The sequence below is a fragment of the Bryocella sp. genome, assembly GCF_058498515.1.
This window is the reverse complement of record NZ_JBMHYI010000043.1, coordinates 72333-98507: the sequence shown is the minus strand read 5'-3', so window position 1 is coordinate 98507 and position 26175 is coordinate 72333. Positions and strand designations below refer to the sequence as shown.

Sequence of the window (26175 nt, the reverse complement as noted above, 5' to 3'; positions counted from 1 at the left end):
TGGCGCCGGGAAAGGGAGACTGGTTTCATGGTCAAAACGCAACGCCGCTACCAGGAGGTCGCGGCCAGGATCTCGCGTTACATCGCGGAGCATGGGCTGCAGCCGGGGGCTCGCCTGCCGGGCGAGATCGATCTGGCGAAGGTTTGCGGCGTGAGTCGCCCGACCATCCGCGAGGCCATGGTGGCGCTGGAGATCGCCGGCGAGCTGGAGATTCGTTCCGGCTCGGGGGCGTACGTGCGTGAGGCCGTCAATCCCATGTCGCTGGTGCTGGACTCCGGGCCGGGACCGTTTGAGTTGCTACGTGCGCGTACCTTGATCGAAGGTGAGATCGCCGCCGATGCCGCCGTATACGCCTCGGCCAGCGACCTGAACAAGATTGAGAAGACGTTGGAGCAGATGCGCAAGATGGTCTCGTCGAAGACCAACGCGCAGGTCAGCGACCGCCAGTTCCATGTTGCGATCGGTGAGGCGGCCAAGAACAGTGTGCTGGCCTCCATCGTCGATGGCCTGTGGGCGGGGATGTTTGCCCCGATGTACCACCGGCTGAGCCAGCGGGCGGGCCTCGATCGCCACCAGGAGGCCGCGCTGGTGGACCACGAAGCGATCTTCAAGGCCATCGCGGAGCGTAATCCGAATGAGGCGCGCCGCGCCATGCGACTTCACCTGTATCACGTAGAAGAGCACCTGACGAGTGATGAAGCCGGCGGTAAGGAAGAGCCCATGTCGGCGGCGCGGGGAAAGCGATCGTCGGGTAAGAATGATGCTGCGGATCGCGACGTGATCACGGCATAGATCTTCGAGTTCGAGAAGACACGACGCGGGGCCGATATTGTGGCCCCGCGTTTGTGTTCGAGGCGAATGTGTCTACTTCGCGAAGAGCTGGCTGAGGTCGGCGAAGGCCTTGAACTCGAGCGCATTGCCTGCGGGGTCGAGGAAGAACATGGTGGACTGCTCACCGACCTCTCCCTTGAAGCGAGTGTAGGGCTCGATGACGAACTTCGTGCCAGCGGCTTTCATGCGCTCAGCCAGAGTCTCCCAGTCCTTCTGCTCCAGGATCACGCCGAAGTGCGGTACGGGGACGTCGTGTCCATCGACGGGGTTGTGGTGTGCCCCGTCACTGACGCCAGGCTTCCTGTGCGCGACGATCTGATGTCCGAAGAAATCGAAGTCGATCCAGGTGTCGGAGCTGCGGCCCTCTGGGCAGCCCAGCACGGTGCCGTAGAAGTGTCGAGCGGCGTCGAGGTCGTTGACGGGGAAGGCAATGTGGAAGGGGCGCAGAGAGCTCATGGACCTGAGAAACCTTCGGGCTTGGGACTTATCTTCGCGGCCATGCTGCGGAGACTGTACTCGATCATAACGAACCGGCGTAACGGCTTGGCCCGACGGCGACCCTAGGCATTTCCCCAGTTACTGAAGGCGGACGGCAAGTTTGGTTCTGCCTCCCTTTGGGGGATGTTCATCTGACGCAACTCCATTTCTTATGACGATAGAGTTCAGCGGCACACCCGCCGGGCCTGTACGTGGAGGAATCGATTGAGCATTCCCGTTATTCTGGCCGACAATCAAGTGATCTTCCGTACAGGTACGGCGCGAGTCATCGCGCAGGAACCCGGGCTGGAGATTGCAGCGCAGTGTGCGGATCTGGTGCGGCTCGAGGAAGCTGTAGCAGGTCTGCGGCGTTCGGTGGTGATCTTTCCCTCCAGCATTACCCGCGATCTTGAGAGCTTGTTGATGTTGATCGAGCAAGCCAATAGCCGCGCGATCATGATCCAGGAGCACGGCACCGAGACCCCGGAGTTGCTGCGCAGCTTGCTCGACGGCCTCGTACTACGCTCGGTCGCCGGCGCGCAGCTCACGGATGCCATACGCCGTGTCTGGCGGGGCGAGCACTTCGAGCAGCGCGCGACGGTGAAGGAGATGCCGTCCCCGGATCGTGTGGGAGCGCGTGTGCTGGAGCGCCTGACGCCGAAGGAACTGCAGATTGTCGCGCTGATCGCGGAAGGCTGCAAGAACAAGGGAATCGCCGACATGCTGGGCACGAAGGAGCAGGTGGTGAAGAACTACCTCCGTTCCATCTACGACAAGACCGGCGTGAGCGACCGCCTGGAGCTGGCGCTGTTCACCGTGCACCATCGCACGCTGGCGGATGCCGCGGCTCAGGTGCGTGCGGAGCTGATGAGGACGGCTTAGGCTCCGGGGTACCCCCCTCCCCCCCCTGTTTTCGGTAAAGTCTTCATGCAAGACATGTTAGCGGGGTACCTCGAAATGCGAGGTGCCGCGTGAGCGCCGTCTGCATGTGTGAACGTGGATGCCCGTGTCTTCAGGGTAGCCGGTTTTGGCTGGGGATTCGGCAAGCGAGTGCATGCGAGATCGGCAATAGGCATGCGTATTTGGTGGAGGTGCAGGGTTGGCCTGGGCTTGACAGGTTTGCGATCGGCAGCGATGTGCAGCCGCAGGGTCGTTTACTACCGCAAACGATACCCCACCCTTTTCACGATGGAGCCGTGAAAGGATGGGCCACCCGACGATTCCACCCAACGATTGGGATGTGTGCTCGGAGCTACGAGCGGTGTCCGGACCGGTTTCCGATCCAGGTTGCTATCTGGGTGAGCTGCTGCTTGGGCAGGTCGTGATCTAGCTGCTCCAGCAGGTCTGCGATCGTTACGCTGCGAAGCTTCGCTTTCCAGGCCTCTTCGGCGTCCCACATCACACGCGCGATCTGGCAGGGGCCGTGCGGCTTCGACTTCGCGGGTTTGCAGGGGTTGTTCTGCCGAATCTCCGTACAGACGAAGGCCGGTCCTTTGCCCTCGACCGCCTCGACGATGTCGAGGAAGGTGATGGAACGTGCTGTCCGTGCAAGGCTGTAGCCGCCGGTGGGGCCAAGGGTTCCCTCGACGATACCGGACTGCGAGAGCGCCTGGAGCGCCTTGGAGAGATACTCCTTGGGAATGCCGTGGAACTCAGCCAGGTCTTTGGTGGGGAGATGACGCCCCTCGGGCAATCCGGCGAGGATTGCGCAGCAGTGGAGCGCCCACTCGACATGATTGCGTAGTTGCATCAGCTCAGGTTCGCCTTGGTGAGCCCGTACGCCTCGTCCTGCGATCCGGGTACGGCCTGGAAGGCGATGCTCGCGCGGTTCCAGCCGTTGATGATCATGATCGCAAAGGTGAGGTCGGAAAGCTCCTTCTCGCTGAAGTGCTCGCGGACGCGGTTGAAGATCTCGTCGGAGACGCCATGGGGAGGGAGCTTGGTGAGGGTCTCGGTCCACTCGAAGGCGGCGCGCTCACGGGGAGTGAAGAGCGGGCTGTCATGCCATACGGCGACGTGATAGAGGCGGAGCTCGCGCTCGCCACCGATCTTGGCTTCCTTCGAGTGCATGTCCACGCAGAACGCGCAGCCGTTGAGCTGGGAGGCGCGAATGTCCACGAGGTGGAGCAGGGAAGGCTCGATGGAAGACTTCTTTACGGCAAGGCTGGTTTCGAGGAACTTGCGGAAGAGGGTTTCGGACTGTTTGGCGTATTCGATGCGCATGGCGATGTCTCCTTTCGTATTGAGGACAGTAATTATCCTTAATTGAGATGAGGTGCGATTGCCGGAGATGCGGGAAAAAGTGAAGGGCAGCGATTGCTCGCTGCCCTTGGGGTTTGAAAGACTGAGCTCATGGCGGAAGATGGAGGGAATTGGTGCCAGTGCCAGCAGAAAGCAGGTCTTTCGACTGCGCCTCTCGCGATGAAACCGCGAGGAGGCTGCGCTCAGGATGACAAAATTTTCAAAGTCGAACAGCTGCGCTCAATCTATCGGTAGAGACAGCCTAGAGGCCCATGCGCTGTTCCTGTTCCTCATCGTGGCCGGAAACTACGCCTAGTTTTTCGGCGATAGATTTGCCTTGGGTGAAGAGGAGGAGGTAGTCCGGGCCGCCGGCTTTGGAGTCGGTTCCGGAGAGGTTGAAGCCTCCGAAGGGATGGGCTCCGACCATGGCGCCGGTGCACTTGCGGTTGAAGTACAGGTTGCCAACGTGGAACTCCTCACGGGCACGGGTCAGCTTCTCGCGGGAGCTGGTGTAGAGGGCACCGGTGAGGCCGTACTCGGTGTTGTTGGCGATGGCGAGCGCGTCGTCGAAGCCTTTGGAGCGGATGACGGCGAGCAGGGGGCCGAAGACTTCTTCCTGCGCGAGGCGGGAGGTGGGTTGGACGTCGGCGATGATGGTGGGCTCGAGGTAGTAGCCACCTTCCTTGTCAACGCCATTGCCACCGGCGATGATGCGCCCTTCGGTCTTGCCGATCTCGATGTAGTCGAGGACGCGCTTCTTCGCGACTTCATTGATGACCGGACCGATGTAGGCATTTTCGGCGGGATCGCCGATGACGAAGTTGGAGACGCGCTCGGCGAGGCGGTCGCAGAAGACGTCGTAGATGGAGTCTTCGACAATGACGCGGGAGCAGGCGGAGCACTTCTGGCCGCTGAATCCGAAGGCCGAGGCAGCGACGCCCTCGACGGCCGAGTCGATGTCGGCATCGGCCTCGACGATGATGGCGTCCTTGCCGCCGAGCTCGAGGATGGTGCGGCGGATGAAGCGCTGACCGGGAAGCGTCTTTGCGGCGTTGGCGTGGATCTCGAGGCCGACCTTCTTGGAGCCGGTGAAGGCGATGAAGCGGATGGCGGCGTTCTCGGTGATGGCGCGGCCGACTTCGGGGCCGCCCTGCACGAGGTTGATGACGCCATCGGGCAGGCCGGCTTCGATCATCAACTCGAGGAAGCGGGCGGCGATGGTGGGGGCGTCTGGCGAGGGCTTCAGCACGACGGTGTTGCCGGAGACGATGGCGGCGCAGGTCATGCCGGCCATGATGGCGAAGGGGAAGTTCCAGGGCGGGATGACCGCTCCGACGCCGAGAGGGACGTAGCGCAGGAGGTTGCGCTCGCCGGGGAGCTGGATGGGCGTGTTGGTGGCGTCGAGCTTGAGGGCCTCGCGGGCGTAGAACTCGAGGAAGTCGATGCACTCGCCGACGTCGGCATCGGCCTCGGCGAAGTTTTTGCCGACTTCTAGTGTGAGCCAGGCGCAGAAGTCGAGGTGGCGCTTTCGGATGAGGGCGGCGGCCTTGAGGAGCAGGCCTGCGCGGTCGGCGACGGTGGTGTGCTTCCAGGTGGCGAAGGCAATCTGGGCGGCGTCGATGGCGGCCTGGGCGTCTTCGCAGCTGGCCTCGAAGTGGATGCCGACGATTTCGGCGGGGCGGGCGGGATTGACGGAGTGGAAGGTCTTTGCCGTTCGCACGGGGCAGCCGCCGATGAGGAGGTCGTAGCTCTGGCCGAGCGCGGAGCGGGCGACGCCCAGGGCTTCCTGCATCGCGCGCTTTGTTTCGGCGGTGGTGAAGTCGGTAAAGGGCTCGTTGCGGAAGGGCGTGAGGTCTTCGAGTTTCATGGCTCTTTCATTGTACGAACTTGTGGGTGTTAGTCGGCGGCGGCGTCCTGTGCACCGGGCGCCGCGGCGATCTGGGCGGCGTCGAGCGTAAGCAGCAGAACGCGGCGGAGGGCCAGTTCGCGGCCTGTGGGGTCGTAGGACTCGGCGAGGGTGTGCACGCCGGCGCCGAAGCCTCCGGCGCCAATGGCGAGCGCAGGAACGCCGAGCGAGAGGGGAAGGTTCGCGTCGGTGGAGCCGATGCGCAACTCCGTGACGATGCCGAGATGGCGGTCGACGGCGCTGAGAGACTGTGCGATGGGCGAGGCGGGCATGAGCATGGCTGCGGGACGGTCGCCGATGCGCTCGGCGTGCAGGGTGAGGCGGAGGTCCGGCGTGGTCGCGCCAGGCTGGCGAGCCGCGGCGTGCTGTTGGTTGTAGCGGTCGACGGCAGTGCTGAGTACACGAAGGATGGAAAGCTCGGCGCGATCGAGCTCCATGGGGGCGATGGAGCGGAGATCGAGGTCGGCGGTGGCGAGCTCGGGAATGGAGTTGACGGAGGTGCCTCCGCGAATGGTGCCAACGTTCAGGGTGGTGCGCGGGCGCTGGGGCAGGCGGAGCTCGCCGAGTTTTACGAGAGCTTCTGCGAGGGCGAGGATAGGGTTGGGGCGGCCGGCGTCGGCCCAGGAATGGCCGCCGGGGCCGGCGACCGTGACGCGCAGACGGCGGCTCCCCAGAGCACGGTTCACGGCGGATCCGGTGCCGCTGCCTTCGAGTGCGAGCGCGGCGCCGATGCGCTGGAAGTAAGCGGACTGTGAGCTGAAGAGGTGGCGCATGCCGCGGAGGTCACCTTCGCCTTCCTCGCCCACGTTGGCGGCGAAGAGGATGGTGCAGGCGGGCTCGATGGCGGCGGATTTCATTGCGGCAGTGAGGGCCAGCAGGCCGGCGAGGCCTGCACCGTTGTCGCAGGAGCCGGGGCCGAGGATGCGGTCGCCGTCCTCGCGGGGTGTGCAGTCAGTGCCTTCGGGGAAGACGGTGTCGAGGTGCGCGGAGAGCAGCATGACGGGGTCGTCGGAGCGAGCGTCCGCTGCGTATAGCTCGCCGAGGGCGTTGCCGGCTCCGTCGAGATGGACATTCTCGAGGCCGAGGGCGCGGAAGCGATCGAGGAACCAGGCCGCGCGCGAGCCCTCGCCAAATGGAGGCGCGGGGATGGCGAGGAACTCGAGCTGCCAGCGGCGGAGCTGGAACTCGTTGAGGTGCAGCCACTGGAAGGCTCGATGGACGGCGCGAAGCTCGGCCAGAGCGGCGATGCGGCGGGGCGCGCTGGGGAGCGGGGCGGTCATCGAAGGGCCTCCACAGGCCCGGCGACTAGTTTCTCGGGCAGGGGTGACGGGGCGGTCTCCGGATAGAGGACCTCAGCGAGGAAGAGGCCGCTGGCCGGGGCGGTGGGACCGGCGGCGCTGCGGTCACGCGCGGAGAGGATCGAGGGCATTGCGGAGGCGTCCATCGAGCCGCGGCCGATCTCGACCAGCGTGCCGACGATGTTGCGGACCATGTGGTGGAGGAAGCCGGAGCCGTGGATGCGAAAGGTGAGGAGATCTTCGGTGCGGGTCCAGGAGACGGAGTGGATCGTCTTGACGGGATTGGGGCCGGCGTCGTCGGGATCGGAGTCTGCTGCGTCAGAGGCTTCGTCCGCGCTGCGCTGGGACTTGTCGAGATCGCCGGCGGCGAAGCTGGAGAAGTCCAGGGCGCCGAGGAGTGGTTGCGAAGCGTGGCGCATGGCTGCGAGGTCGAGGGACCAGCGGCAGTCCCACACGTAGGGAGCAACGAAGGGGGAGCAGATGCGCTCGAGGAGGCGGCCATTGACCAGGGGGCTGCCGGCCTTGCGGCGCTCGAAGAGGTGGTACTCGTAGATCTTTCCGCGGGCGCTGTGGCGGGCGTGGAAGGACTCGTCGACCAGCTCGGTTTGCAGGATGCGGATGCTGGCGGGAAGGATGCGATTGAGGGCGCGGTGCAGGTTGGTGGCGGGGATGTTGGCGCGCAGGCTCAGCGACGCGACCTGGCCCAGCGCGTGGACGCCGGCGTCGGTACGGCCGGAGCCTTGCGGAAGCAGACGCTCGCCGGTGACCTCGGCGACGGCGTCCGACAGGCAGCCCTGTACGGTCGGCAGGCCGGGTTGCACCTGCCAGCCGTGGTACGGCGTTCCGTCGTAGCTCAGGGTGAGCTTGAAATGCGGCACCTCTCCACGATACGGGAGCGGCCGGATCGGACGCCATCGCCCGAATTTCCCGTGCCCCGACGCACCGCCGGTTGCCGTGGAAGGCACCTATACTGGAGGCTGTCCTGAGCGCCAATGGAACCAATCGTGTGCGGCCCGCGTAGCAGAGTGTGCCGGACAGCGAGCGTTCCTCCATGGGCTGCTCCGGTTGGAGAGTTGATCGTGAACTGGAAGCATGGTCAGGCTGCGGCCTGCGTGGCCTTAGTGGTGTGGAGTGCGGTGACACCGGCCGCGATACAGATGGCGGCGGCCCAACAGGTGGCGCAGCAGGTCTCGTCGAATGCGGCGCCGGTGAGTGCGACGCTCCCGGCCGCGCCGAATCCGACGCAGCCGCTCTACCTGCGGCCGACGGAGCATGATTACGGCAAGGGCCGCAGCGGCTTCCCCAACCCGTTGAGCTGGTATCAGCGGACCGACTATCCCGAGCCGAGGTTGACCAACACGCCGCGACTCGACGATCTGCTGCGCGATGGAAAGATCTACCTGAGTCTCTCCGATGCCGTGACGCTGGCGGTGGAGAACAACTTCGACATCGCGATTGCGCGGATCAACCTGGATATCGCGGACGCGGACCTGTTGCGGGCCAAGGCCGGAGCGTCGCTGCGCGGCGTCTCGACGGGTCTGGTGGCCAACACGATCGGAGGCTCCAGCACAACGATCACCGGCGGCGGCGGGCCGGGAGGAACTACAAGTGCGGCGGGTGGATCGGGTACGGGTAATGGCGGCCTGGTGCTGAGCACGAACGGCGCCGGTCCGGTGCCGGAGGTGCTTGATCCGGCGCTGACGGGAACGGTCGAGTACCAGTCGCAGAAACAGGCTCAGGCTACACCGCTGTTCAGCGGCGGCTTGCCTTCGATCTACAACAATACGGGGACGTTCAACTTCGCCTACAACCAGGGTTTCCTGACTGGAACGCAGCTGCAGGTTGGCTTCAACAACACACGCGTGACCACCAACAACCCGAACAGCGCGTATACACCGCAGCTGAACACGAGCCTTGTGGCGCAGGTAACACAGCACCTGTTACAGGGGTTCGGCACGGGCATCAATGGCCGGTTCATTCTGCAGGCGAAGAACACTCGCCGCATCACGGACTCGGCGTTCCGGCAGCAGGTGCTGTACACCGTGAACCAGGTGGAGAACATCTACTGGGCGCTGGTGAGTGCGTATGAGGATGAGCAGGCGAAGGAGCGCGCTCTGGCGCAGTCCACGCAGCTTACGGCGGACAACCGCAGGCAAGTGCAGATCGGGACGTTGGCGCCGCTGGACGTGGTGAACTCGGATGCTTCTGTGGCGAGCGACAAGCAGGCGCTGGTGGCATCGCAGACCAACCTCGAGTACCAGCAGCTGCTGATGAAGCAGGCCATTGCGCGCAACCTGAATGACGCTGCACTGTCGGCTGCGCCGGTGATTCCGACCGATCGTGTGAGCCTGGAGCGTCTTCCTGTCGAGGACGAGACCGTTGACGACCTGGTGAAGTTGGCCTACGCGAACAACCCGCAGATTGAGCAGGCCGTACTGAACATGAAAAACAACCAGATCACCATCAAGGCAGAGCGCAACGGGCTGCTTCCGGTGGTCGATGCGTTCGGGTTCTATGGTGGTAGTGGACTGGGTGGCACTGTGAGCCCGGCCTGCGCGCAGGAGGTGCAGCTGTATGGCTTCCCGGTCTCGGCCTGCCCTAGCAATAGTGGTTATGGCTCGGTGCTGAACAGCACGTTTAACAACACCAACCAGAATTATGCCGTTGGGGTGAACATCAACATCCCGCTGCGCAATCGTGTGGCGCAGGCGGACCAGGCGCGATCGCAGATGGAGCTTCGTCAGAGCGAGATGCGGCTGCAGCAGCTGTATACGCAGATCCGCATGAACGTGATCAACGGGCAGTTCGCGCTGACCAACGACCGCGCGCAGGTGAATGCTTCTCAGGCCTCGCGAGACTATGCCGCGCAGTCGCTGGACGCAGAGCAGAAGAAGTATCACCTGGGCGCTTCGACGACGGCGCTGGTGCTGCAGCAGCAGCGCAACCTGGCATTGGCGGAGAACACGCTGATCTCGGCCCAGGCGGTGTATGCCAAGGACCGCGCGGCGCTGCGGCAGTTGCTGGCCTCGACGCTGGACGACTACGGCATCACCATTACGGATGCGGCTACGGGGTCGGTCTCGAAGGCGCCGGCGATTCCTGGCCTGACGAAACCGGAAGCTCCCGCGGCGCCGAAGCCGATCCCGGCGGTGGCACCACCGGCTCCGGGGAATTAGCGGCTAAGGCGGGAGTATTATCGCTGTCATGGCGACGACCACGATCTCGGAAGAAGAAGCTATTCGCGATCTTCCCGGCCTGCTGGTAAGAGTGCGCGGCGGTGAGGAGATTGCGATCTCTTCGGGAGACAAGCCGGCGGTCATCCTCAAAGCAGAACAGATGGATCCGTCGATCGATGCGACCCTGGCTCGTATGAAGGCGATCCGTGACCGGGACGGTGAAGACGCTTTTCGTATGGGCAGCGACTTTGCCGACGACCTGGAAGAGATCATTCGACAGCGGAAGCCGGCGGACCGGTCCGCGTGGGACTGATTCTCGACTCCAATATCCTTGTCGCATGCGAGCGTCGGCGTCTGCCGATCGACGAGGTTGCATTGAACGCCCGTGCGGCCGGTGAGCTGCAGCTTGGCATTTCCAGCGTGACCGTGGTCGAGTTGACCCATGGCATTTATCGAGCGGAGAGCCTCTCTGAAAGGGAACGCCGCAAGCGGTTCCTCTCCAGCGTCCTGGGGTCGATCACGGTATATCCGCTTTCGGTGGAGATTGCTTTGCTCGCAGGACAGATCGAAGGCGAGCAGGCGGCGAAAGGTATCGGCCTTCCGTTCGAGGACTTAGTGATCGGGGCGACGGCGTTGTCGCTGGGGTTTCGGGTGGCGACTTTGAACGTCAAGCACTTTCGCTTGATTCCAAGGTTGGAGATCGTGTCGATCTAGAGACGGAAAGAATTGTGAAGCCCGCCGATGCTTTGTGCATCGGCGGGCTTTGTTGTTTGCGGGTTCCGCGAAGCACAGGGCAGCCATGCGTAAACTTGACGATGTATGAGTCACGAGCAGTCTTTGAACGCACTGGCCCACTCCGCGTCCGCTTATCTTCGCTCCGCACGGCATCAGCCGGTGAACTGGTACGAGTGGGGCGCGGAAGCCTTTGAGCGCGCGCAGCGCGAGAATAAGCCGGTCCTGCTGGACATCGGCGCGGTGTGGTGCCACTGGTGCCACGTGATGGACCGCGAGAGTTACGAAGATCCGCAGATGGCGGTGATGATCAACGAGCTGTTCGTTGCGGTGAAGGTGGATCGCGATGAGCGGCCGGATGTGGATGCGCGTTATCAGAGCGCCGTGTCGGCCATCAGCGGACAAGGTGGCTGGCCGCTGACGGCGTTCCTTACCGGTGACGGCAAGCCGTTCTTCGGCGGCACGTACTTTCCTCCGGACAATCGCTACGGGCGACCGGGGTTCGGGACAGTGCTGCGGTCGATGGCGGGAGCCTACGCGGAGCGTCGCACGGAGGTCGAAGAGACGGCTGCGAGCGTGATGAATGCCATTGAGCATAACGAGAGCTTCTCGGCGTTTGCGAAAGACCCTGGAGACCCGCTGGTCGAGAAGCTGATCGGCGCGGCGCTGACCTCGTACGATCCGCGTAATGGCGGCTTTGGCTCGCAGCCGAAGTTTCCCCACTCGGGAGCGATCGACCTGTTGCTGGACGAGGCGACGCGTGGGACAGCGCTGAGCGAGAAGGCTCGCGAGGTTGCGCTGACATCGCTGAAGAAGATGGCGCGCGGGGGAATCTACGATCAGCTGGCGGGTGGTTTCCATCGGTACTCGGTGGATGACCGATGGATTGTGCCTCACTTCGAGAAGATGGCGTACGACAATTCGGAGCTGTTGAAGAACTATGCGCATGCGTTTGCCAGCACGGCCGATCCGGAGTTTGCGCGGGTGGCGAAGGACATCCTGCGGTGGATGGATGAATGGCTCTCGGACCGTGCGCATGGCGGCTTCTATGCCTCGCAGGACGCCGACGATTCGCTCGATGATGATGGTGACTACTTCACGTGGACGCGCGATGAGGCGCAGGCTGCGCTGACGCCGGAGGAGTTCGCTGTGACGGCCGCATACTTCAACATTCGCGTGGTGGGAGATATGCACCACAATCCCTCGAAGAATGTGCTGCATGTTCCTGCTGAGGTGGAGGTTGTCGCCAAGACGCTGGGTCGCAGTGTGGAGGAGACGCGCGCGTTGATCGAGGCTGCGCACACGAAGATGTATGCGGCGCGGCTCGAGCGCAAGACGCCGTATGTCGACAAGACCGTGTACACGGGTTGGAACGGGATGTGCATCTCGGCGTATCTCATCGCTGGTCGCACGCTTCAGCTAGCCGAGCCCGTAGCGTTTGCGCTGAAGTCGCTGGACCGCGTGCTGGAAGAGGCATGGGATCCGGAGCGGGGGCTGTCGCGGGTTGTGGCGTATGGCGAAGGCGGGGCAGTGACTCCGATACCGGCGGTCCTGGAGGACTATGCGTTCCTCGCCAACGCAGCGCTCGATGCCCGGGAGGCGACGGCGGAGATCCGGTATTACCTCGCTGCCAAGGGACTCGCGGACCAGATGATTGCGCGCTTCTACGATGTGGAGGGCGGCGGCGGGTTCTTCGACACGGAGACGAAGGCGGGTGCGATTGGAGCTCTATCGGCGCAGCGGAAGCCGCTGCAGGATTCCCCGACTCCTTCGGGCAATTCGACGGCTGCGACGGTGTTGCTGCGTCTTGCAGCGCTGGCGGACGATGCGCAGTATGAGAAGCTCGCACGGGAGACGCTGGAGGCTTTCGGCGGCATGGTGGAGCACTTTGGGCTCTATGCGGCGAGCTATGGGCTGGCGCTGCGGCGCGCGGTTGCGGGCTCGCTGCAGGTTTGTATTGTGGGTGATGATGCAGCCGCTGATGATATGGAACTCGCTGCGACGGCGCGGTTCATGGTGAACAAGAGCGTGATCCGGGTGCGCCGTGATCAGCTCGCGATGTTGCCGCCGGCGCTGATGGAGACGCTGCCGAATTTGGCGCAGGAGCAGGGTAGCGTGGCGCTGGTGTGTCGTGGAAGCTCGTGCCTGCCTCCGGTGACCACGGGTGAGGGCGTCATCGAAGCGTTGGCGAATTAGCCTTCCGCAGCAGGGGCGCAGCTGAGGTGGTCGGATTGAATCCAATCCGGTGCGGCCGTCTTGCTTACCTGCCAGTCGACATCGAAGTGGCTGCCGTCCCGCACCGTATAGAGGAAGCGATTGATCGCGTAGGAAGCCTTCGGATCCTGGGCGATGGCAGAGGTCATGGTGAGAACTCCGTTCTGCCATCCTTGCTCGCTGGTGTACATCGCCGCACCGAAGTTGTTGGCATCGAACTCGACCAGGCGTTTCTGCTGTGGGTCATACCCGATGAGGTACTTCGCAACGTAGCCGGTGGTTGGCACGACGTCTCGTTCGGTCAGCTCGAGCCACTTGTCGTCGAGAATCACCGCAGCCTCGAAGCTGGCCTGATGAATCTTTCCATTGCGGAAGGAGCCCTTGCAATTCCACTTGCCGGAGAAGCGGAATGCACCGGACGGCGTTACCGGCATTGATGCGGTCTGCTGGGCGAGAGTACAGGATGCAGTCAGCAATAGAAGAGAGAAGACAGAGACGCGTCGTGACGGAACGGTCGATTTTGGCATGTGGCGAATCTCCAAAGTCACTGTGTGATTCAAGGGATCCGTACGGCGTCTGTGGTCTGCGCTGCGGAGCTTGGCAATTCAGTTTGAGGCGATCGGCCCTGCAGGACGAGCATGGAGCTTGAGGAGCCGAAGGAGATGTTTTCTTCGGCGAAGGCCTTGAGTACGCGGCGGCGCAGCTCGCGCAGCACGCCGTCGCGCTGGTTGACCTGAACACGTACGGTGATGGGATAGATGACCTCGTAGCCGGAGATCTTATCGACGCCGGGGGTATCGGGGTCGCTGATGACGACGTCTTTGAAGGCTTCGTCCTTGCGCACGGCGAGGGCCAGGTTGCGCAGCACAGCCAGGACGCGGTCGGGATCCTCGCGCGCGTCGACGCCGACGTTGAGGGTGCCCACGGCGAAGTCGCGGGAGAGATTCGAGACGGTGGTGATCTGCGAGTTGGGAACGATGTAAAGCGTGCCGTCTCCGTCGCGCAGGCGCGTGATGCGCAGCGACAGGTCTTCGACGGTGCCGGTGAGCGAGGCGATCTTGATGGTGTCCCCGACGTTGTACTGGTCCTCGATGAGAATGAAGACGCCGGTGAGCACGTCCTTGAAGATGGACTGCGCGCCGAAGCTGATGCCGAGGCCGATGACGCCGGCGGAGGCGATGAACGGGCCGAGGGGAACTCCGACGGCGCCAAGGAACTCCACGAACACGTAAAAGCCAATGACACCGTATGCCGTCGCGCGTACGATGGCGGCCATGGTGCGGAGCTGAGCGGCACGCTGGGAGTTGCCGACCAGTTTATCGGCGCGATTCAGCAAGCGGCGGACGAAGAATGCGGTGATCCGCTGGGCGGTGAATCCGAGCAGCAGCGCGACGATGAGCCTGGGCGCGCCGTGCTCTGTGAAGGAGATGAGATCGTTGTGCCAGCCCTTCATGAGGGCTTCGAAGAAATGCTCCTCGTTGGGAACAGTTGCCGCGGAGGCATGCGACGTGGGAATGGCGGCGCCGATCGAAGCAAGGAAGTTGTGCCATGGGTTCATCAGGTTCATCATTCGGTTTCAGTAGGATTCAGAATACCGAGCGGGACGATGCCTGGCCGTTCGGACGGAAATGCCGATTGAGGTGAGGCAATGAAATGCGCACGTGGGGTGAGCGGGCGGATGTGGACTGCGGCGTGGCTGCTAGGCGCTGCGCTGCTGCTGACGGCAGGTGTGAGCTTTGGGGGCGGACAGAGCGGGAGTCAGACGCCTGCGCCTGGAGGTGCAAGCGCTCCCAATGGCGGCTCCAACAGCGCCATGCCGGCCTTCGATGACACCGATCCGCTGGCGAGGGCGCGGCAGGCGACCCAGTCGCGGACGTACGCCAATGAACGGCAGAAGAAACTGCTGGCCGATGCTGACAAGCTCGTGGAGCTTTCGAATGAGTTGAGGGCCGAGGTCGGCAGCTCGACCAAGAACGATCTCTCGCTCACGGTGATCAAGAAGGCGGGAGAGATCGAGAAGCTGGCGCACGATGTTCGGGAACGCGAGCGGAATTAGGTACGGTTCACCGCGCGAGGGCTGCGGGAAGATTGAGCTGCGGCTCGGTCATCCTGCTTGAGGTGCTGGCGGTGGTCTGCAGCAGCGCGATGATCTGCGCCGGGGTCAGCCCTGGTCGTTCGGCTCGCAGGATGGCGACGGCACCGGCGACCAATGGGGCTGTGGCGCTGGTGCCCATCGCCTGCACGTAGGCCACGTGGCCGAGACCGAAACAACCGAGGCTCGAGTCGCTGGTCGCGGGCAGGCCGTCGGTGGTGTTGCTCAGGCCGCTGGAGCAAGCTCCGCGGACGAAGCCGCTGACGCCGCTGTCGGGACCTTCGGGGTAGCTTCCGCCGGGTGCGGCGATGGCTCCCGCCGCGCCGTAATTGCTGTAGTAGGCGCGCGTGATGGGGCCGGCCACGCAGGTCGCGTTGGCTGCGAGATTCTCCGCGCAGGCGGGATTGGTGTCGGCGACGACGGGCAAGACGCCGCGGGCCTGCGCGGGAAGCTCGATGTAGCGTCCCGCACCGAGATTGAGGCCGTCATTTCCGACAGCTGCAACGACCACGGCTCCTGCCTGTTCGGCGGCGTAGGCCACGCTGTCGAACTGGGCTTTCCAGCCGGCTCCGTCGCCGGTGTTGAGGTCGACGACCGAGCCGAGAGAGAGCACGATGACCGTCGCATGCTGTTCGACTGCGTCGTTGATGCCGGCGAGCACCCAGCTGAGGAGGCCGCCGGGCTGGCCGGCTTCGCACTGTGCGAGTGTAGTTGCCCCGGTGCCTGCGGGGAGTCGCTCCAGCACCTTGATGTTGAGCAGAGAGGCCTGCGGTGAGACGCCGATGACGTCGCCTGTACCGGAACCGAGCGCGCCTGTTGCCAGCGATGCTACCCATGTACCGTGGCCGGACTGGTCCTGGGGCGAGCCGTCGTCGCAGGGGCTGGGTTCGCCGCTTGCGGTCTGATCGACGAACGAGCGCTGGTAGACGAGGTTCGGAGCGATGTCGGGGTGGCTGGCGTCCACTCCGCTGTCGAGTATGGCGATACGCGCGCCGGCTCCAAAGGAGGTATTCCATGGGCCGGAGACAGGGCCGCCGGGAACGTTGCTGCCATAGCCGCCGGACTGCTGAATCGCCCAGCCCTGTGGCGAGGCATAGTAGGTATCGAAGGGCGCGCTGGGAGCCGTTGGAGGCTTGTCCCCGATGGACGTGAAGAGACGAGGCGTGAGGCGCGTGGTGGAGATGGGCGACGGGGTGGGGTTGGAGATGATGGCCGAATGGGCGGCGGCACGATTCGAGGACTCGGGCTGTAGTGTGGCGCTGTCCTGTAGGGACGCCCCGAGGATCATTCCGTGACCGCGAACTACCCGGTCCTGGAGTACCGTGGCGACCTCCGGCCGGGCCGCGAGGGCTGCGCGGACTGAGGATTCTTCGGTCGCGGAGGTTGCGACAGACGAAATGCCCAGCGAGCTGAGATGACGGATCGGCCGTGCACCGGCTGCCCGGAGCAACGCGTCTGCGTTGGCGGGAATGCGTCCATTGCGATAGACCACCACCAGCCGCCCGGGGGCGGTTTCGGCGACGATCGAGGAGCGCGTCGACGTCAGCGGGGCGATTGCGGAGCCGGTCTGGCAGACGGCCAGCGCAGCTTCGAGCAGAAACGGAAGCACCACGAGGGGGCTAAGGCGGAGCGCAGGGAAGACCCTGGGGAATCGCATCGTGAACCTCATCGTGAGGGCCTATCGGCGACGCGCGAGAGAAGCACAGCTTTTTCAGGGGTATTGTGTGACCAAGGACACCCCCAAATGAGAGGAATCGCCCGGTTTGGAATCCATCTGTGCCAGTTCCGGACAGGGTGGACGATTTTCCGGCGGGCTGCGTCTCTGCGCGGCGCGGGTAAACTGTGGCGCAGAACCGGGGCGACCCGCGTCTGTCTCCGCGACTGTGGATCGCCGCGTCGCCGTGGAGGGCATCCAACGAGTAAAATCTGTTACGGCAACGAAAGAATTCTGCCGGGAGGAGATTTGGCTGTGGCGCGTGCGACGTCGACCCCTGTGCAGTCCGCGGACGCACCCGCTGACCTTGCGGACCTTTCTGACCTTACGGATAACAAGCCCTTTGCGGGCGGCCTGAGCGCGGGGCAGCTGGTCCGGTTCTACCGGCTGATGTATCTTTCGCGGCGCATCGACGATCGCGAGATCCTGCTAAAGCGGCAGCAAAAGATCTTCTTCCAGATCTCCTGCGCGGGGCATGAGGCCCTGCTGGTCGCGGCCGGCCTGGCTCTGAAGCCGGGTTACGACTGGTTCTTTCCGTACTATCGCGATCGGGCGATCTGCCTGGCGCTTGGCCAGACGGCAGAAGAGCAGCTATTGCAGGCCGTGGGCGCCGCGGAGGATAAGCAGTCGGGCGGCCGGCAGATGCCCTCGCACTGGACCTCACCGGAGCTACATATTGTTTCGCCGTCCAGCTCGACGGCGACGCAGTGCCTGCATGCGATTGGCTGCGCAGAGGCTGGCCGCTACTTCTCGCACCATCCGAAGGCGGCGAAGAAGCCGGATGCCGCAGTTTTTGATTATCGCCAGTTCAAGGATGTTACGTTCCATCCCGACGAGGTGACGTATGTCTCTCTCGGCGAGGGGTCGACGTCGCAGGGTGAGTTCTGGGAATCGCTGAATACGGCTTCGAATAACAAGCTTCCCGTGCTGTACGTCATTGAGGACAATGGCTACGCCATCTCGACGCCGGTGGAGGCGAACACCCCGGGCGGAAGCATCTCGAAGCTGGTGGCGAACTTCCCGAACTTCCACTTTGCCGAAGTCGACGGCACCGATCCCATCGCGAGCTACGAGGCGATGGTGGAGGCGGTGGCGTACTGCCGCTCCGGCAAGGGGCCGGCGCTGGTGCATGGGCATGTGGTGCGGCCGTACTCGCATTCGCTCTCCGATGACGAGCGCAAGTACCGCAGTGAAGAAGAGATTTCCGCAGATGCGCTGCGCGATCCAATCGCGAAGATGCAGGTTTGGCTGCTGGAGAAGGGAATTCTCGACCAGCGCGGCCTGGACGAGCTGCACAAGAGCGTGGATGACGAGGTACAGGGGGCGAGCGACCGGGCCATGGCGGCCCAGCCCGCGCAGGTGCCGTCGATCCTGAAGCACCAGTATTCGGAAGACCTGAAGCCCACGGATATGCGCTTTGCCGCGGAGCCGCAAAACAGCGGGGAAGAGCGCACCATGCTTGACCTAATCAACGCCTGCCTGCGCGATGAAATGCGCCGCGACGAGCGGATTGTGGTGTTCGGTGAGGATGTGGCGGATGCGACGCGCGACGGCGCTCTGCGGGCGGGTGTGGTGAAGGGCAAGGGGGGCGTCTTCGGCGTGACTTCCGGCCTGCAGTATGAGTTCGGCAATGACCGGGTGTTCAACTCGCCGTTAGCGGAGGCCAACATCGTGGGCCGGGCGATTGGCATGGCCGTGCGCGGCATGAAGCCGGTCGTAGAGATTCAATTCTTCGATTACATCTGGCCAGCTATGCACCAGATGCGCAACGAGTTGAGCGTGATGCGGTGGCGCTCGAACGGCACGTTCTCGTGCCCGCTGGTGATGCGGGTGCCGATGGGCGGATATCTCACGGGCGGGTCGATCTATCACTCGCAGTCGGGCGAGAGCCTCTTCACGCACACGCCGGGTGTGCGGGTGGTGATGCCATCGGACGCGCGGGATGCCATGGGCCTGCTGCGGACGGCGATCCGTTGCGACGACCCGGTGATCTTCTTCGAGCACAAGAATCTGTACCGCGCTGTCTATGGGCGCGAAGCCTATCCGGGACCGGACTATACGGTGCCGTTTGGCAAGGCGAAGATAGCTCGCACGGGCAAGGACTTGACCGTGGTCACGTATGGCGCGGTAGTTCCGCGTGCGCTCGAAGCGGCGCGGCGGATGGAGGTCGAGAAGGGCGTGGATGTCGAGGTAATCGACCTGCGCTCGCTGAGTCCGTACGACTGGGAGGCGATCGCCGAGTCCGTTCGCAAGACGAACAAGGTGCTGATTGCGCATGAGGACATGCAGAGCTGGGGCTATGGGGCCGAGATCGCAGCACGAATCGGCGAGGAGCTGTTCCATGATCTCGACGCCCCGGTGAAGCGAGTTGCGGGGATGGATAGCTTCGTGGCCTACCAGCCGATCCTCGAGGACGTGATCCTGCCGCAGGCGGGGCGAATCTTCGAGGCTATGGCAGAGCTGGCGGCGTTCTAGCTCGCTCGAAGCATCGTTGCGAGGTGGATACACCTACGTTGATCCTGTGAACACACTTGGATTCCAGAGGAATTCGTGAGCATTCGCGCGACCCGGGAGCCAGTTCGGGGTATTACAGGCCAGTCCCTGTTGATTGCGCGGCGATGCTGCGGGCAGGGCCGCGAAGGAGAGACGTTCGCATGCGTCCTGTCCGCACCCTGTTTCCCCTGATCTCCAGCGCTGCCAACGCGGCGGTAACGGCTGCGCTCTGCACGCTGATGGTCGTTCCGCCGGCTTTTGCTGAGGGTAGTGAGCCCATGGCGACGACGTCGGTGGCGCCAGTGGTTCGCTCCGCAAAGCTAAACGAACATGAGCGTGTGCTGCAGGCACTCAACCGGCTGACCTTCGGGCCACGCCCTGGGGATGTTGCCGCCGTCGAGCGTGTGGGGTTGGATCGCTGGTTCGATGAGCAGCTTCATCCTGAACGGATCGACGATTCGGCGTTGCAGGCCGAGCTTGCGATGTATCCCGCCTCGCAGATGAAGAACTCAGAGCTGATGCGGCGCTTTCCGCCGCCGCAGGTGCTGAAGCAGATGGCGTCCCGTGGGATGCCGCTGCCCAGCGACCCAGTGGAACATGCCATCTATGCGGATGCCCTGGCGAGCTACGAGGCGCAGCAGAAGAAGCAGGGCGCGGCCGGCCAGCAAGAGGCAAAGGCAGTCCCGGCCGACAAGGTGGCTGACATGGCGGATGAGGCCATGATGCCGTCGGTTGTTGGAGCGAGCCCAGAGACTTCAGTGAAAAAGGGCAAGGCCTTGAAGCACTCCGAGGCGATTGCGGCGATGGATCCGGCAGACGCGCGGGAGGTGCTGGCGCTTCCAGCGGACGAGCGTTATGGCCGGCTGCTGGCGATGTCGGGCGAGGAGTCGGTGGCGTTTCGCGAGGGATTGAAGCCTGCGCAGCGGGCCCTGCTGACCCAGGGCATGACGCCTGCGCAGACCGAGGTGGTGCTGGCGATGCAGGGGCCGGCACGCGTGGTTGGCGCGGAGGCGATGGAGACGAGGCTGCTGCGCGACATCGACTCCAACCGCCAGTTGCAGGCCGTGATGGCGGACTTCTGGCTGAACCACTTCAGCGTGTACGCGCGGAAGAATCAGCTTGAGCCCTACATGCTGGCGACGTATGAGCGGGAGACGGTTTTGCCGCGCTCGCTGGGGCGGTTTGAGGACCTGCTGGTGGCGACTGCGGCGAGTCCGGCGATGCTGATGTATCTCGACAACTGGGAGAGCATCGGGGATCATTCGCTCGCGGCGGACCGGGTGAAGGAGCTGCAGGAGCGACGTCCGAATGGCGCGGCGCAGAAGTTGCCGAAGGGCATCAACGAAAACTATGGCCGCGAACTGATGGAGCTGCACACACTGGGAGTCGGTGGAGGATACACGCAGAAGGATGTCATTGAGGTTGCGAAGTGCTTCACGGGATGGACGATCGACCGGCCGTACCAGGGAGGGCTGGCCCAGCCGATGGGCGGCATGCGACGCGGCGCGTTGCAGCAGGTTCATAGCGCTCCGGGGGAGTTTCTGTATGACCCCAATCGCCACGAACCGGGCACCAAGGTGGTGCTGGGGCATGAGATCAAGGATGACGGCTTGAAAGAGGGTTTGGAGGTGCTGCACCTCCTGGCGACGAGCCCGGCGACGGCGCACTTCATCTCGCAGAAGCTGGCAGTGCGCTTCGTCAGCGACGATCCTTCGCCGGCGCTGGTGGATCGCATGACGGCGATGTGGCTGAAGACCGATGGGAACATCTCAGCCGTGCTGTCGACGATGTTCCACTCGCCTGAGTTCTTCTCTCCTGCGGTGTATCGCGCGAAGGTGAAGACGCCGATCGAGTTCATGGTCTCGGCGTTGCGCGCGAGCGATGCTCATGTGCTGAATCCGCTGCCGCTGGTGCAGGCGATGGATCGGCTGGGCATGCCGGTCTACGGAATGCAGACGCCGAATGGCTATTCGTGGAAGTCGGACGAGTGGGTCTCCAGCAATGCGCTGATTGCGCGGATGAATTTCTCGCTGGTACTGGCGGCCGGACGGTTGCCGGGAGTGAGGACGGATTGGCCGGGGCTGCTGGGGGCTCCGGGAGACTCGAATATGGCAATGAGCCCGACAGCGGAGACGGAGAAACAGCTCGAGGGGTTGCTGCTCGACGGTCCGGCGGCGGAGAAGACGCGCGCGACCGTGCTGGCGCAGTTTGCCAATCCCACCGTTCCGCAGGAGGCAGAGCGCGGCTTCCGGGCGCGGCCTGCTCCGCAGACGGCTGAGATCGCCGGCGAGGACGGTGCGGGGCAAGTCATGCAGCCGACACAGCAAGAGGCGCAAGGGGTGATGCTGGTGCGGGCTAAGGCGACGCGCGCCGGTCGTGGCGGAGGCGGATTTGAGGCGGTGGCGAGTGCCCCGGTGACTCCGCTGGACACCATGGCAGGGTTGCTGCTGGGCTCTCCGGAGTTCCAGAGGCGGTAGGCGCAGGGGTGACCAATGCGCCACCATCGCCGTGGGAACGGCAACTTCCTTCGGCCCCCGGCGTTAACATCAACAGCAGCGGCGCTTCGTGCGCCCGGCTAGAGAGCAGAACGGGCTCAAGGAGTACATACCATGTCCCACAAGACACTCTTCACCGACTCTAGCGACTGGGGCTGCGATATGAACGGCCGCGACCTGGCCATGCGTAACGGAGTCACGCGCCGCGGGTTCCTGCGGAACGGCGCGCTGGCGCTGGTTGGAACCTCCGTGGTTCCGGCGTTTCTTACGCGATCGATTTATGCCGAGATGGGTCGTGCTTCGGCGTCGAAGAAGAAGCTGGTGGTGATCTTCCAGCGCGGCGCTTGCGACGGTTTGAACGTGGTTGTGCCTTACGCCGAGAAAAATTACTACGCCATGCGTCCGAGCATTGCGATCCAGCAGAAGGATGTCCTCGACCTGAACGGCTTCTTTGGCCTGCATCCCTCGATGGCTCCGCTGAAGCCGCTGTACGACCAGGGACACCTGGCGATTGTTCATGCCGCGGGGTCGCCGGATCCTTCGCGTTCTCACTTCGACGCGCAGGACTACATGGAGTCGGGCACGCCGGGCGTGAAGATCACGCAGGATGGCTGGCTGAATCGCGCTCTGATTGATGTGTCGGAGCCGAATGCTTCGGCTTTCCGCGCCGTAGCGTTGGGGACTGAAGTACCGCGCACGCTGAAGGGTAAGGTGCCGGCGATTGCTGTGGCGAACCTGCAGGATTTCTCAGTCGGCGGGCGTGGACCGCAGACTTCGCCGATCTCGAACGCGTTCCAGGCGATGTACGACCAGAGCACGGATGCGATGCTGCACGGCACGGGGCAGGAGACGTTCGAGGCTGTGAAGATGCTGAAGTCTGCCGATCCCGCGCACTACACGCCCGCGGCCGGGGTGACGTATCCCAACCAGCCCTTCGGCAACAGCCTGAAGCAGATTGCGCAGTTGATGAAGGCGAACCTTGGCGTTGAAGCTGCGTTCGCAGATATCGGCGGATGGGACACGCACCAGAACCAGGGTGCGACGACGGGGCAGCTGGCGAACCGGCTTACGGAGTTCTCCAAGTCGATTGCTGCGTTCTGGCAGGATATGGGCGACGAGGCCGAGAACATCACGCTGGTGACGATGAGCGAGTTCGGGCGCACGGCGAGGCAGAACGGCACTGGTGGCACGGACCATGGTCACGCGAATGTGATGTTCGTGCTTGGCGGGCAGGTGAAGGGCGGCAAGGTCTACGGCAAGTGGCCAGGGCTTTCCAACGAGCAGCTCAACGATGGCCGCGATCTCACCGTAACGACGGACTTCCGCAACGTGCTGGGCGAGGCGGCGTATCGCAGCCTGGGCTCACGCGACATGGAGCGGGTCTTCCCGGGGTCGAAGGTGAATCCGTCGAGCTTCCTCAACTTCGTCTAAGCGACGCAGAATATTTTCAGCGAGTGTGACGGTCGGCACATACGGCTCGCATTCGTGCGCTTACAAAAGAATCACATTCGATGTGACGGATTCGGGCAACGTTCCACAGTGGCACATATGGTTCCCTCATCGGGGCATTGTCCACACAACTTTTCCCAAGTATGACCGTCATATCCCATGTGCGGCGCGATGAGCGCGGCATAACCAGATAGCCGGACCAGCACTTCCATCGGCAACCGGCTTCCCCTATCCGCATAACCCTCCCCACCCTTTCTTAGTGCCCCCGGAACATCGGGGGCACTATGCCTCTTAAGGGCAGCAGAGGAGCAGAACAGCTGAATAGCAGAACAGCGTCTTAGCTGAAGGGCTAGGCGGGATCTAACGGCCTAGTGTGGGGATGGTGGTGGCCAAGTACTGATCTATGAAGCGTCGCAGCTCGGTCTGCAGGGCAGCATCGTCGCCGGCGTTGAGTTCCACCGTCGTCTTGGGGTCATGCGCGTTCGCGAAGGCTGCAGGCGCATGGCTGGCGTTGGTGGTGAGCAGGAGCTTTGGGGTGCTGAGCCCTGCGAGGGGTGCGGCGAGAGGGAAGTCCTGGTTGAACAGCAGGCCGATGGGGACGATGCGGACGCGGCGATCCTGCTCCACATGATTGCGCATGTCTCCATCGGCGTCCCAGAGAACCAGCGCTGGCAGTTCGCTGTGGTCGTGGCAGAGTTGCGTCGCGATGGCTGCGCCGACACCGGTGCCAAAGACGACGATCTGCTTCGGTGCGATGCCTCGGGTCGAAGTGAGGTAGTTGAGCGCGGACTCGGCATCGGTCTGCATCAGCTGCTGGGTGGGATGACGTCCGCCGCTGTGCCCATAGCCGCGATAGTCGAAGAGCAGGACGTTGAGGCCGGCGTCGTGGAGAGCCTTTGCCGAGGGATTGGCGTCGCCCATGGAGCCATTGCCGGAGTGCAGCATGAGCGCGACGTTGGCGGAGCTGGTGGTGGAAGGAATCCACCAGCCGTCGAGCTGCGGTTCGCCGGTCGTGTCGACCCCGAAGCGGACCGGAGTGAAGCTCAGCCCCTGGCTCGAGGGTGTCAGTGCGAGTTCCCGTGAAGGCTTGAGGACGTACTGCCACTGGGTCTTGTAGAAGACGTAGCAGACGAGCACCTGAGCGCAGAGGAGCGCCAGAACAATCATCGCGAGGAACATCTTCGCGAGCCACAGAGGATGCACGATCTCGTAGACCTGCTTCGGCCTTTGGGGTGCGGGGGCTGGGATACTCGTCTTCTGCCTGCTGCTGGCGTTGCGCTGGGAGGTTCGGCTGGGCATGCTCGTTGCTTCTTTAGCATCTCATGCGCGGTCGCTCCGATGCTCGCAGGCAGAGGCTGGTTGCATGCTTGTCACACGGTGTTGCTGGGGAGTGCCTGCAATTCTCCGTTTCCCACAAAATTCGTATTGATGCGGCAAACCTCTTGCGCTGGTTTCCCCTCTTACTCAACAGCTTCGGAGATACCAGCCGGTTTTCCGGTTGGGTTCTCAAGGTTGCTAAAAGTTTTCAGAGACGCGGGCGCAGCTTTTTGGCTGCGGGTCGCAACAGGAGAAGAACCATGAAGCGTATCGTCCTTTCGATCGCTGCACTGATCATGCTGGCTGGCGCATTCTCGCCGGCGCAGGCGCAGGAACATCGTCACAAGCATTGCTGGGTCAGCCACCACCACCGTCATTGCCGCTGGTCTTAGGCTGCGGCACACCACGTAGCACAGGAAGCCCGGCCGCGCGCCGGGCTTTCGTGCGTCTGGCGGCGTTGTGGACGTGTGCCCTGGAACCCGGTCGGCAAACAAATTCGCGGAATCTGGGGTCGCTCCGGCATTCTCGCTTCTGGGTTGGTAGAATCGATTGAATCCGCCCGAAAGGGGAAAGCCCATGCAGGCTATCCTTGCCCTCGAAGACGGACGCCTATTCCGCGGTAAGGCCCACGGTGCACCCGTGGAACGCGTCGGAGAGGTGGTCTTCAACACATCGCTGACTGGCTATCAGGAGATCTTTACCGATCCCTCGTATGCAGGTCAGATCGTCGTACTTACCAATCCGCACATCGGGAACTATGGCACGTCGCCGTCGGACGCGGAGTCCGTGCGTCCGTACATTGAAGGCCTGGTGGTGCGTGAGTTCTCCCCGGTCAGCTCGAACTGGCGGTCGACCGAGGTGGTTGACGAATACCTGGAGCGCACCGGCGTTCCTGTGATCTCGGAGATCGACACCCGTGCGGTGGTGCGGCACTTGCGCGCCAATGGCTGCCTGCGGGGCTGCCTCTCGACCAACGTGGCGGATCCGGCTGCGCTCGTCGCGAAAGCTCGTGCGCTGCACATCATGAGCGGGACGGACCTCGCCAGCGTGGTCTCAACCAAGCAAAGCTACACGTGGGATTCGGAAGAGCCGAAGAACGAGACCGGCGACGCGTTCCTGCCGGTGAACGATGCGGCGGCGAAGGACAAACTGCACGTGGTGGCGTACGACTTCGGCATCAAGCAGAACATTTTGCGCATGCTGGCGCGCGAGAACTGCACGGTGACGGTGGTCCCGGCGAAGACGCCGGCGAGCGAGGTGCTCGCAATGAATCCCGATGGCGTGTTCTTCTCGAACGGCCCGGGGGACCCCGAGCCGCTGGACTACGCGGTGAAGAATGTCCAGGAGCTGCAGGGTAAGACGCCGATCTTTGGCATCTGTCTGGGCCACCAGATCTTCGGCCTGGCGCTGGGCGGCAAGACGTACAAGCTGAAGTTCGGACATCACGGCGGCAACCACCCGATCAAGAACCTGGAGACGGGCAAGGTGGAGATTACCGCGCAGAACCACAACTTTAACGTGGATCCCGCGAGCCTGCCTGATGACGTGGAGCAGACGCACATCAACCTGAACGACCAGACGCTCGCCGGCCTGAAGCACAAGACCGACCCGATGTTCAGTGTGCAGTACCACCCCGAAGCATCGCCCGGACCGCACGACTCGCACTACCTGTTCAAGCAGTTCCGGCAGGCGATGGAGGATTGGAAGAAGTAGTCGCGAGCGGGTCAGCTTGGTCGAGCC

Annotated in this window: 22 protein-coding genes; 11 read left to right on the top strand and 11 right to left on the bottom strand. The window is 63.4% G+C overall.

The annotated features are described in order from the left end of the window. Positions 1-27 precede the first annotated feature (27 nt). Entirely contained in the window at positions 28-792 is a 765-nt protein-coding gene (locus tag AC5E6W_RS12885; protein WP_491752714.1) for a FadR/GntR family transcriptional regulator, read from the top strand. Between the two features lie 72 nt (positions 793-864). Here the strand turns inward: AC5E6W_RS12885 and AC5E6W_RS12880 are convergent, their stop codons facing one another. Next, complete coding sequence (locus tag AC5E6W_RS12880; protein ID WP_491752713.1) at positions 865-1287, bottom strand: VOC family protein; 423 nt, start codon at positions 1285-1287, stop codon at positions 865-867. A gap of 246 nt (positions 1288-1533) precedes the next feature. On the opposite strand from AC5E6W_RS12880, the gene AC5E6W_RS12875 reads away from it, so the two are divergent. Beyond that, on the top strand, positions 1534-2190 hold the full coding sequence (locus tag AC5E6W_RS12875; protein ID WP_491752712.1) for a response regulator transcription factor: 657 nt from the start codon (positions 1534-1536) through the stop codon (positions 2188-2190). 370 nt (positions 2191-2560) lie between these two features. Here AC5E6W_RS12875 and AC5E6W_RS12870 read toward each other — a convergent pair whose 3' ends face one another. The 5 genes from AC5E6W_RS12870 to truA form a co-directional block, all read right to left on the bottom strand. After that, the gene (locus AC5E6W_RS12870; RefSeq protein WP_491752711.1) at positions 2561-3058 is read right to left on the bottom strand and encodes an RrF2 family transcriptional regulator; all 498 of its coding nucleotides are present in this window, start codon (positions 3056-3058) and stop codon (positions 2561-2563) included. Then, on the bottom strand, positions 3058-3531 hold the full coding sequence (locus AC5E6W_RS12865; protein WP_491752710.1) for a carboxymuconolactone decarboxylase family protein: 474 nt from the start codon (positions 3529-3531) through the stop codon (positions 3058-3060). The genes AC5E6W_RS12870 and AC5E6W_RS12865 overlap by 1 nt, the downstream gene beginning before the upstream one ends. Before the next feature lie 280 nt (positions 3532-3811). Then, positions 3812-5416: an L-glutamate gamma-semialdehyde dehydrogenase gene (gene pruA, locus AC5E6W_RS12860; protein ID WP_491752709.1), complete on the bottom strand. Its 1605-nt coding sequence runs from the start codon at positions 5414-5416 to the stop codon at positions 3812-3814. Between the two features lie 29 nt (positions 5417-5445). Beyond that, positions 5446-6735 carry a M20/M25/M40 family metallo-hydrolase gene (locus AC5E6W_RS12855; RefSeq protein WP_491752708.1) on the bottom strand — a complete coding sequence of 430 codons (1290 nt, stop codon included), beginning with the start codon at positions 6733-6735 and terminating at the stop codon, positions 5446-5448. Then, positions 6732-7631 carry a tRNA pseudouridine(38-40) synthase TruA gene (gene truA / locus AC5E6W_RS12850; protein WP_491752707.1) on the bottom strand — a complete coding sequence of 300 codons (900 nt, stop codon included), beginning with the start codon at positions 7629-7631 and terminating at the stop codon, positions 6732-6734. The genes AC5E6W_RS12855 and truA overlap by 4 nt, the downstream gene beginning before the upstream one ends. Before the next feature lie 201 nt (positions 7632-7832). Between truA and AC5E6W_RS12845 the strand changes: the two genes are divergently transcribed. From AC5E6W_RS12845 to AC5E6W_RS12830, 4 genes are all read left to right on the top strand, one after another. After that, positions 7833-9929: a TolC family protein gene (locus tag AC5E6W_RS12845; RefSeq protein ID WP_491752706.1), complete on the top strand. Its 2097-nt coding sequence runs from the start codon at positions 7833-7835 to the stop codon at positions 9927-9929. Between the two features lie 28 nt (positions 9930-9957). Then, positions 9958-10242, top strand: a complete 285-nt coding sequence (locus tag AC5E6W_RS12840; RefSeq protein WP_491752705.1) for a hypothetical protein — start codon at positions 9958-9960, stop codon at positions 10240-10242. After that, entirely contained in the window at positions 10233-10643 is a 411-nt protein-coding gene (locus tag AC5E6W_RS12835; protein WP_491752704.1) for a PIN domain-containing protein, read from the top strand. The genes AC5E6W_RS12840 and AC5E6W_RS12835 overlap by 10 nt, the downstream gene beginning before the upstream one ends. 123 nt (positions 10644-10766) lie before the next feature. Then, a complete protein-coding gene (locus AC5E6W_RS12830; protein ID WP_491752703.1) occupies positions 10767-12857 on the top strand; it encodes a thioredoxin domain-containing protein in 2091 nt (696 codons plus the stop codon). Here AC5E6W_RS12830 and AC5E6W_RS12825 read toward each other — a convergent pair. Both AC5E6W_RS12825 and AC5E6W_RS12820 read right to left on the bottom strand, forming a co-directional pair. Beyond that, entirely contained in the window at positions 12854-13402 is a 549-nt protein-coding gene (locus AC5E6W_RS12825) for a hypothetical protein (RefSeq protein ID WP_491752702.1), read from the bottom strand. The genes AC5E6W_RS12830 and AC5E6W_RS12825 overlap by 4 nt on opposite strands. Positions 13403-13431: 29 nt before the next feature. Continuing rightward, positions 13432-14445: a mechanosensitive ion channel family protein gene (locus AC5E6W_RS12820; protein WP_491752701.1), complete on the bottom strand. Its 1014-nt coding sequence runs from the start codon at positions 14443-14445 to the stop codon at positions 13432-13434. A gap of 78 nt (positions 14446-14523) precedes the next feature. Here AC5E6W_RS12820 and AC5E6W_RS12815 point away from each other — a divergent pair, with 78 nt between their 5' ends. Beyond that, a complete protein-coding gene (locus tag AC5E6W_RS12815; RefSeq protein ID WP_491752700.1) occupies positions 14524-14931 on the top strand; it encodes a hypothetical protein in 408 nt (135 codons plus the stop codon). A gap of 7 nt (positions 14932-14938) precedes the next feature. Here AC5E6W_RS12815 and AC5E6W_RS12810 read toward each other — a convergent pair whose 3' ends face one another. Next, a complete protein-coding gene (locus tag AC5E6W_RS12810) occupies positions 14939-16624 on the bottom strand; it encodes a S8 family peptidase (protein ID WP_491752699.1) in 1686 nt (561 codons plus the stop codon). Positions 16625-16936: 312 nt separating this feature from the next. Here AC5E6W_RS12810 and AC5E6W_RS12805 point away from each other — a divergent pair, with 312 nt between their 5' ends. The 3 genes from AC5E6W_RS12805 to AC5E6W_RS12795 all read left to right on the top strand — a co-directional run bounded on the left by AC5E6W_RS12805 (position 16937) and on the right by AC5E6W_RS12795 (position 23100). Continuing rightward, the gene (locus tag AC5E6W_RS12805; RefSeq protein WP_491752698.1) at positions 16937-19156 is read left to right on the top strand and encodes an alpha-ketoacid dehydrogenase subunit alpha/beta; all 2220 of its coding nucleotides are present in this window, start codon (positions 16937-16939) and stop codon (positions 19154-19156) included. Between the two features lie 179 nt (positions 19157-19335). Beyond that, positions 19336-21651: a DUF1800 domain-containing protein gene (locus AC5E6W_RS12800; RefSeq protein ID WP_491752697.1), complete on the top strand. Its 2316-nt coding sequence runs from the start codon at positions 19336-19338 to the stop codon at positions 21649-21651. Positions 21652-21783: 132 nt separating this feature from the next. Beyond that, complete coding sequence (locus tag AC5E6W_RS12795) at positions 21784-23100, top strand: DUF1501 domain-containing protein (RefSeq protein WP_491752696.1); 1317 nt, start codon at positions 21784-21786, stop codon at positions 23098-23100. Between the two features lie 378 nt (positions 23101-23478). Here the strand turns inward: AC5E6W_RS12795 and AC5E6W_RS12790 are convergent, their stop codons facing one another. Both AC5E6W_RS12790 and AC5E6W_RS12785 read right to left on the bottom strand, forming a co-directional pair. Next, positions 23479-24417: an alpha/beta hydrolase gene (locus AC5E6W_RS12790; protein WP_491752695.1), complete on the bottom strand. Its 939-nt coding sequence runs from the start codon at positions 24415-24417 to the stop codon at positions 23479-23481. 161 nt (positions 24418-24578) lie between these two features. Then, entirely contained in the window at positions 24579-25013 is a 435-nt protein-coding gene (locus AC5E6W_RS12785; RefSeq protein ID WP_491752694.1) for a hypothetical protein, read from the bottom strand. Here AC5E6W_RS12785 and carA point away from each other — a divergent pair. Continuing rightward, positions 25012-26148 (top strand): glutamine-hydrolyzing carbamoyl-phosphate synthase small subunit, encoded by a 1137-nt coding sequence (carA, locus tag AC5E6W_RS12780; RefSeq protein ID WP_491752693.1) that lies wholly within the window; start codon positions 25012-25014, stop codon positions 26146-26148. The genes AC5E6W_RS12785 and carA overlap by 2 nt on opposite strands. Positions 26149-26175: the final 27 nt, after the last annotated feature.

Excerpts from the sequence above, each read along its gene's own strand:
- AC5E6W_RS12810 (WP_491752699.1), bottom strand. The coding sequence starts at position 16,624 with ATGCGATTCCCCAGGGTCTTCCCTGCGCTCCGCCTTAGCCCCCTCGTG.
- AC5E6W_RS12865 (WP_491752710.1), bottom strand. The coding sequence starts at position 3,531 with ATGCGCATCGAATACGCCAAACAGTCCGAAACCCTCTTCCGCAAGTTC.
- AC5E6W_RS12885 (WP_491752714.1), top strand. The coding sequence starts at position 28 with ATGGTCAAAACGCAACGCCGCTACCAGGAGGTCGCGGCCAGGATCTCG.
- AC5E6W_RS12795 (WP_491752696.1), top strand. The coding sequence starts at position 21,784 with ATGTCCCACAAGACACTCTTCACCGACTCTAGCGACTGGGGCTGCGAT.
- AC5E6W_RS12825 (WP_491752702.1), bottom strand. The coding sequence starts at position 13,402 with ATGCCAAAATCGACCGTTCCGTCACGACGCGTCTCTGTCTTCTCTCTT.
- AC5E6W_RS12785 (WP_491752694.1), bottom strand. The coding sequence starts at position 25,013 with ATGGGCTTTCCCCTTTCGGGCGGATTCAATCGATTCTACCAACCCAGA.
- pruA (WP_491752709.1), bottom strand. The coding sequence starts at position 5,416 with ATGAAACTCGAAGACCTCACGCCCTTCCGCAACGAGCCCTTTACCGAC.
- AC5E6W_RS12855 (WP_491752708.1), bottom strand. The coding sequence starts at position 6,735 with ATGACCGCCCCGCTCCCCAGCGCGCCCCGCCGCATCGCCGCTCTGGCC.
- carA (WP_491752693.1), top strand. The coding sequence starts at position 25,012 with ATGCAGGCTATCCTTGCCCTCGAAGACGGACGCCTATTCCGCGGTAAG.
- AC5E6W_RS12790 (WP_491752695.1), bottom strand. The coding sequence starts at position 24,417 with ATGCCCAGCCGAACCTCCCAGCGCAACGCCAGCAGCAGGCAGAAGACG.
- AC5E6W_RS12820 (WP_491752701.1), bottom strand. The coding sequence starts at position 14,445 with ATGATGAACCTGATGAACCCATGGCACAACTTCCTTGCTTCGATCGGC.
- AC5E6W_RS12870 (WP_491752711.1), bottom strand. The coding sequence starts at position 3,058 with ATGCAACTACGCAATCATGTCGAGTGGGCGCTCCACTGCTGCGCAATC.
- AC5E6W_RS12815 (WP_491752700.1), top strand. The coding sequence starts at position 14,524 with ATGAAATGCGCACGTGGGGTGAGCGGGCGGATGTGGACTGCGGCGTGG.
- AC5E6W_RS12880 (WP_491752713.1), bottom strand. The coding sequence starts at position 1,287 with ATGAGCTCTCTGCGCCCCTTCCACATTGCCTTCCCCGTCAACGACCTC.
- AC5E6W_RS12840 (WP_491752705.1), top strand. The coding sequence starts at position 9,958 with ATGGCGACGACCACGATCTCGGAAGAAGAAGCTATTCGCGATCTTCCC.
- AC5E6W_RS12800 (WP_491752697.1), top strand. The coding sequence starts at position 19,336 with ATGCGTCCTGTCCGCACCCTGTTTCCCCTGATCTCCAGCGCTGCCAAC.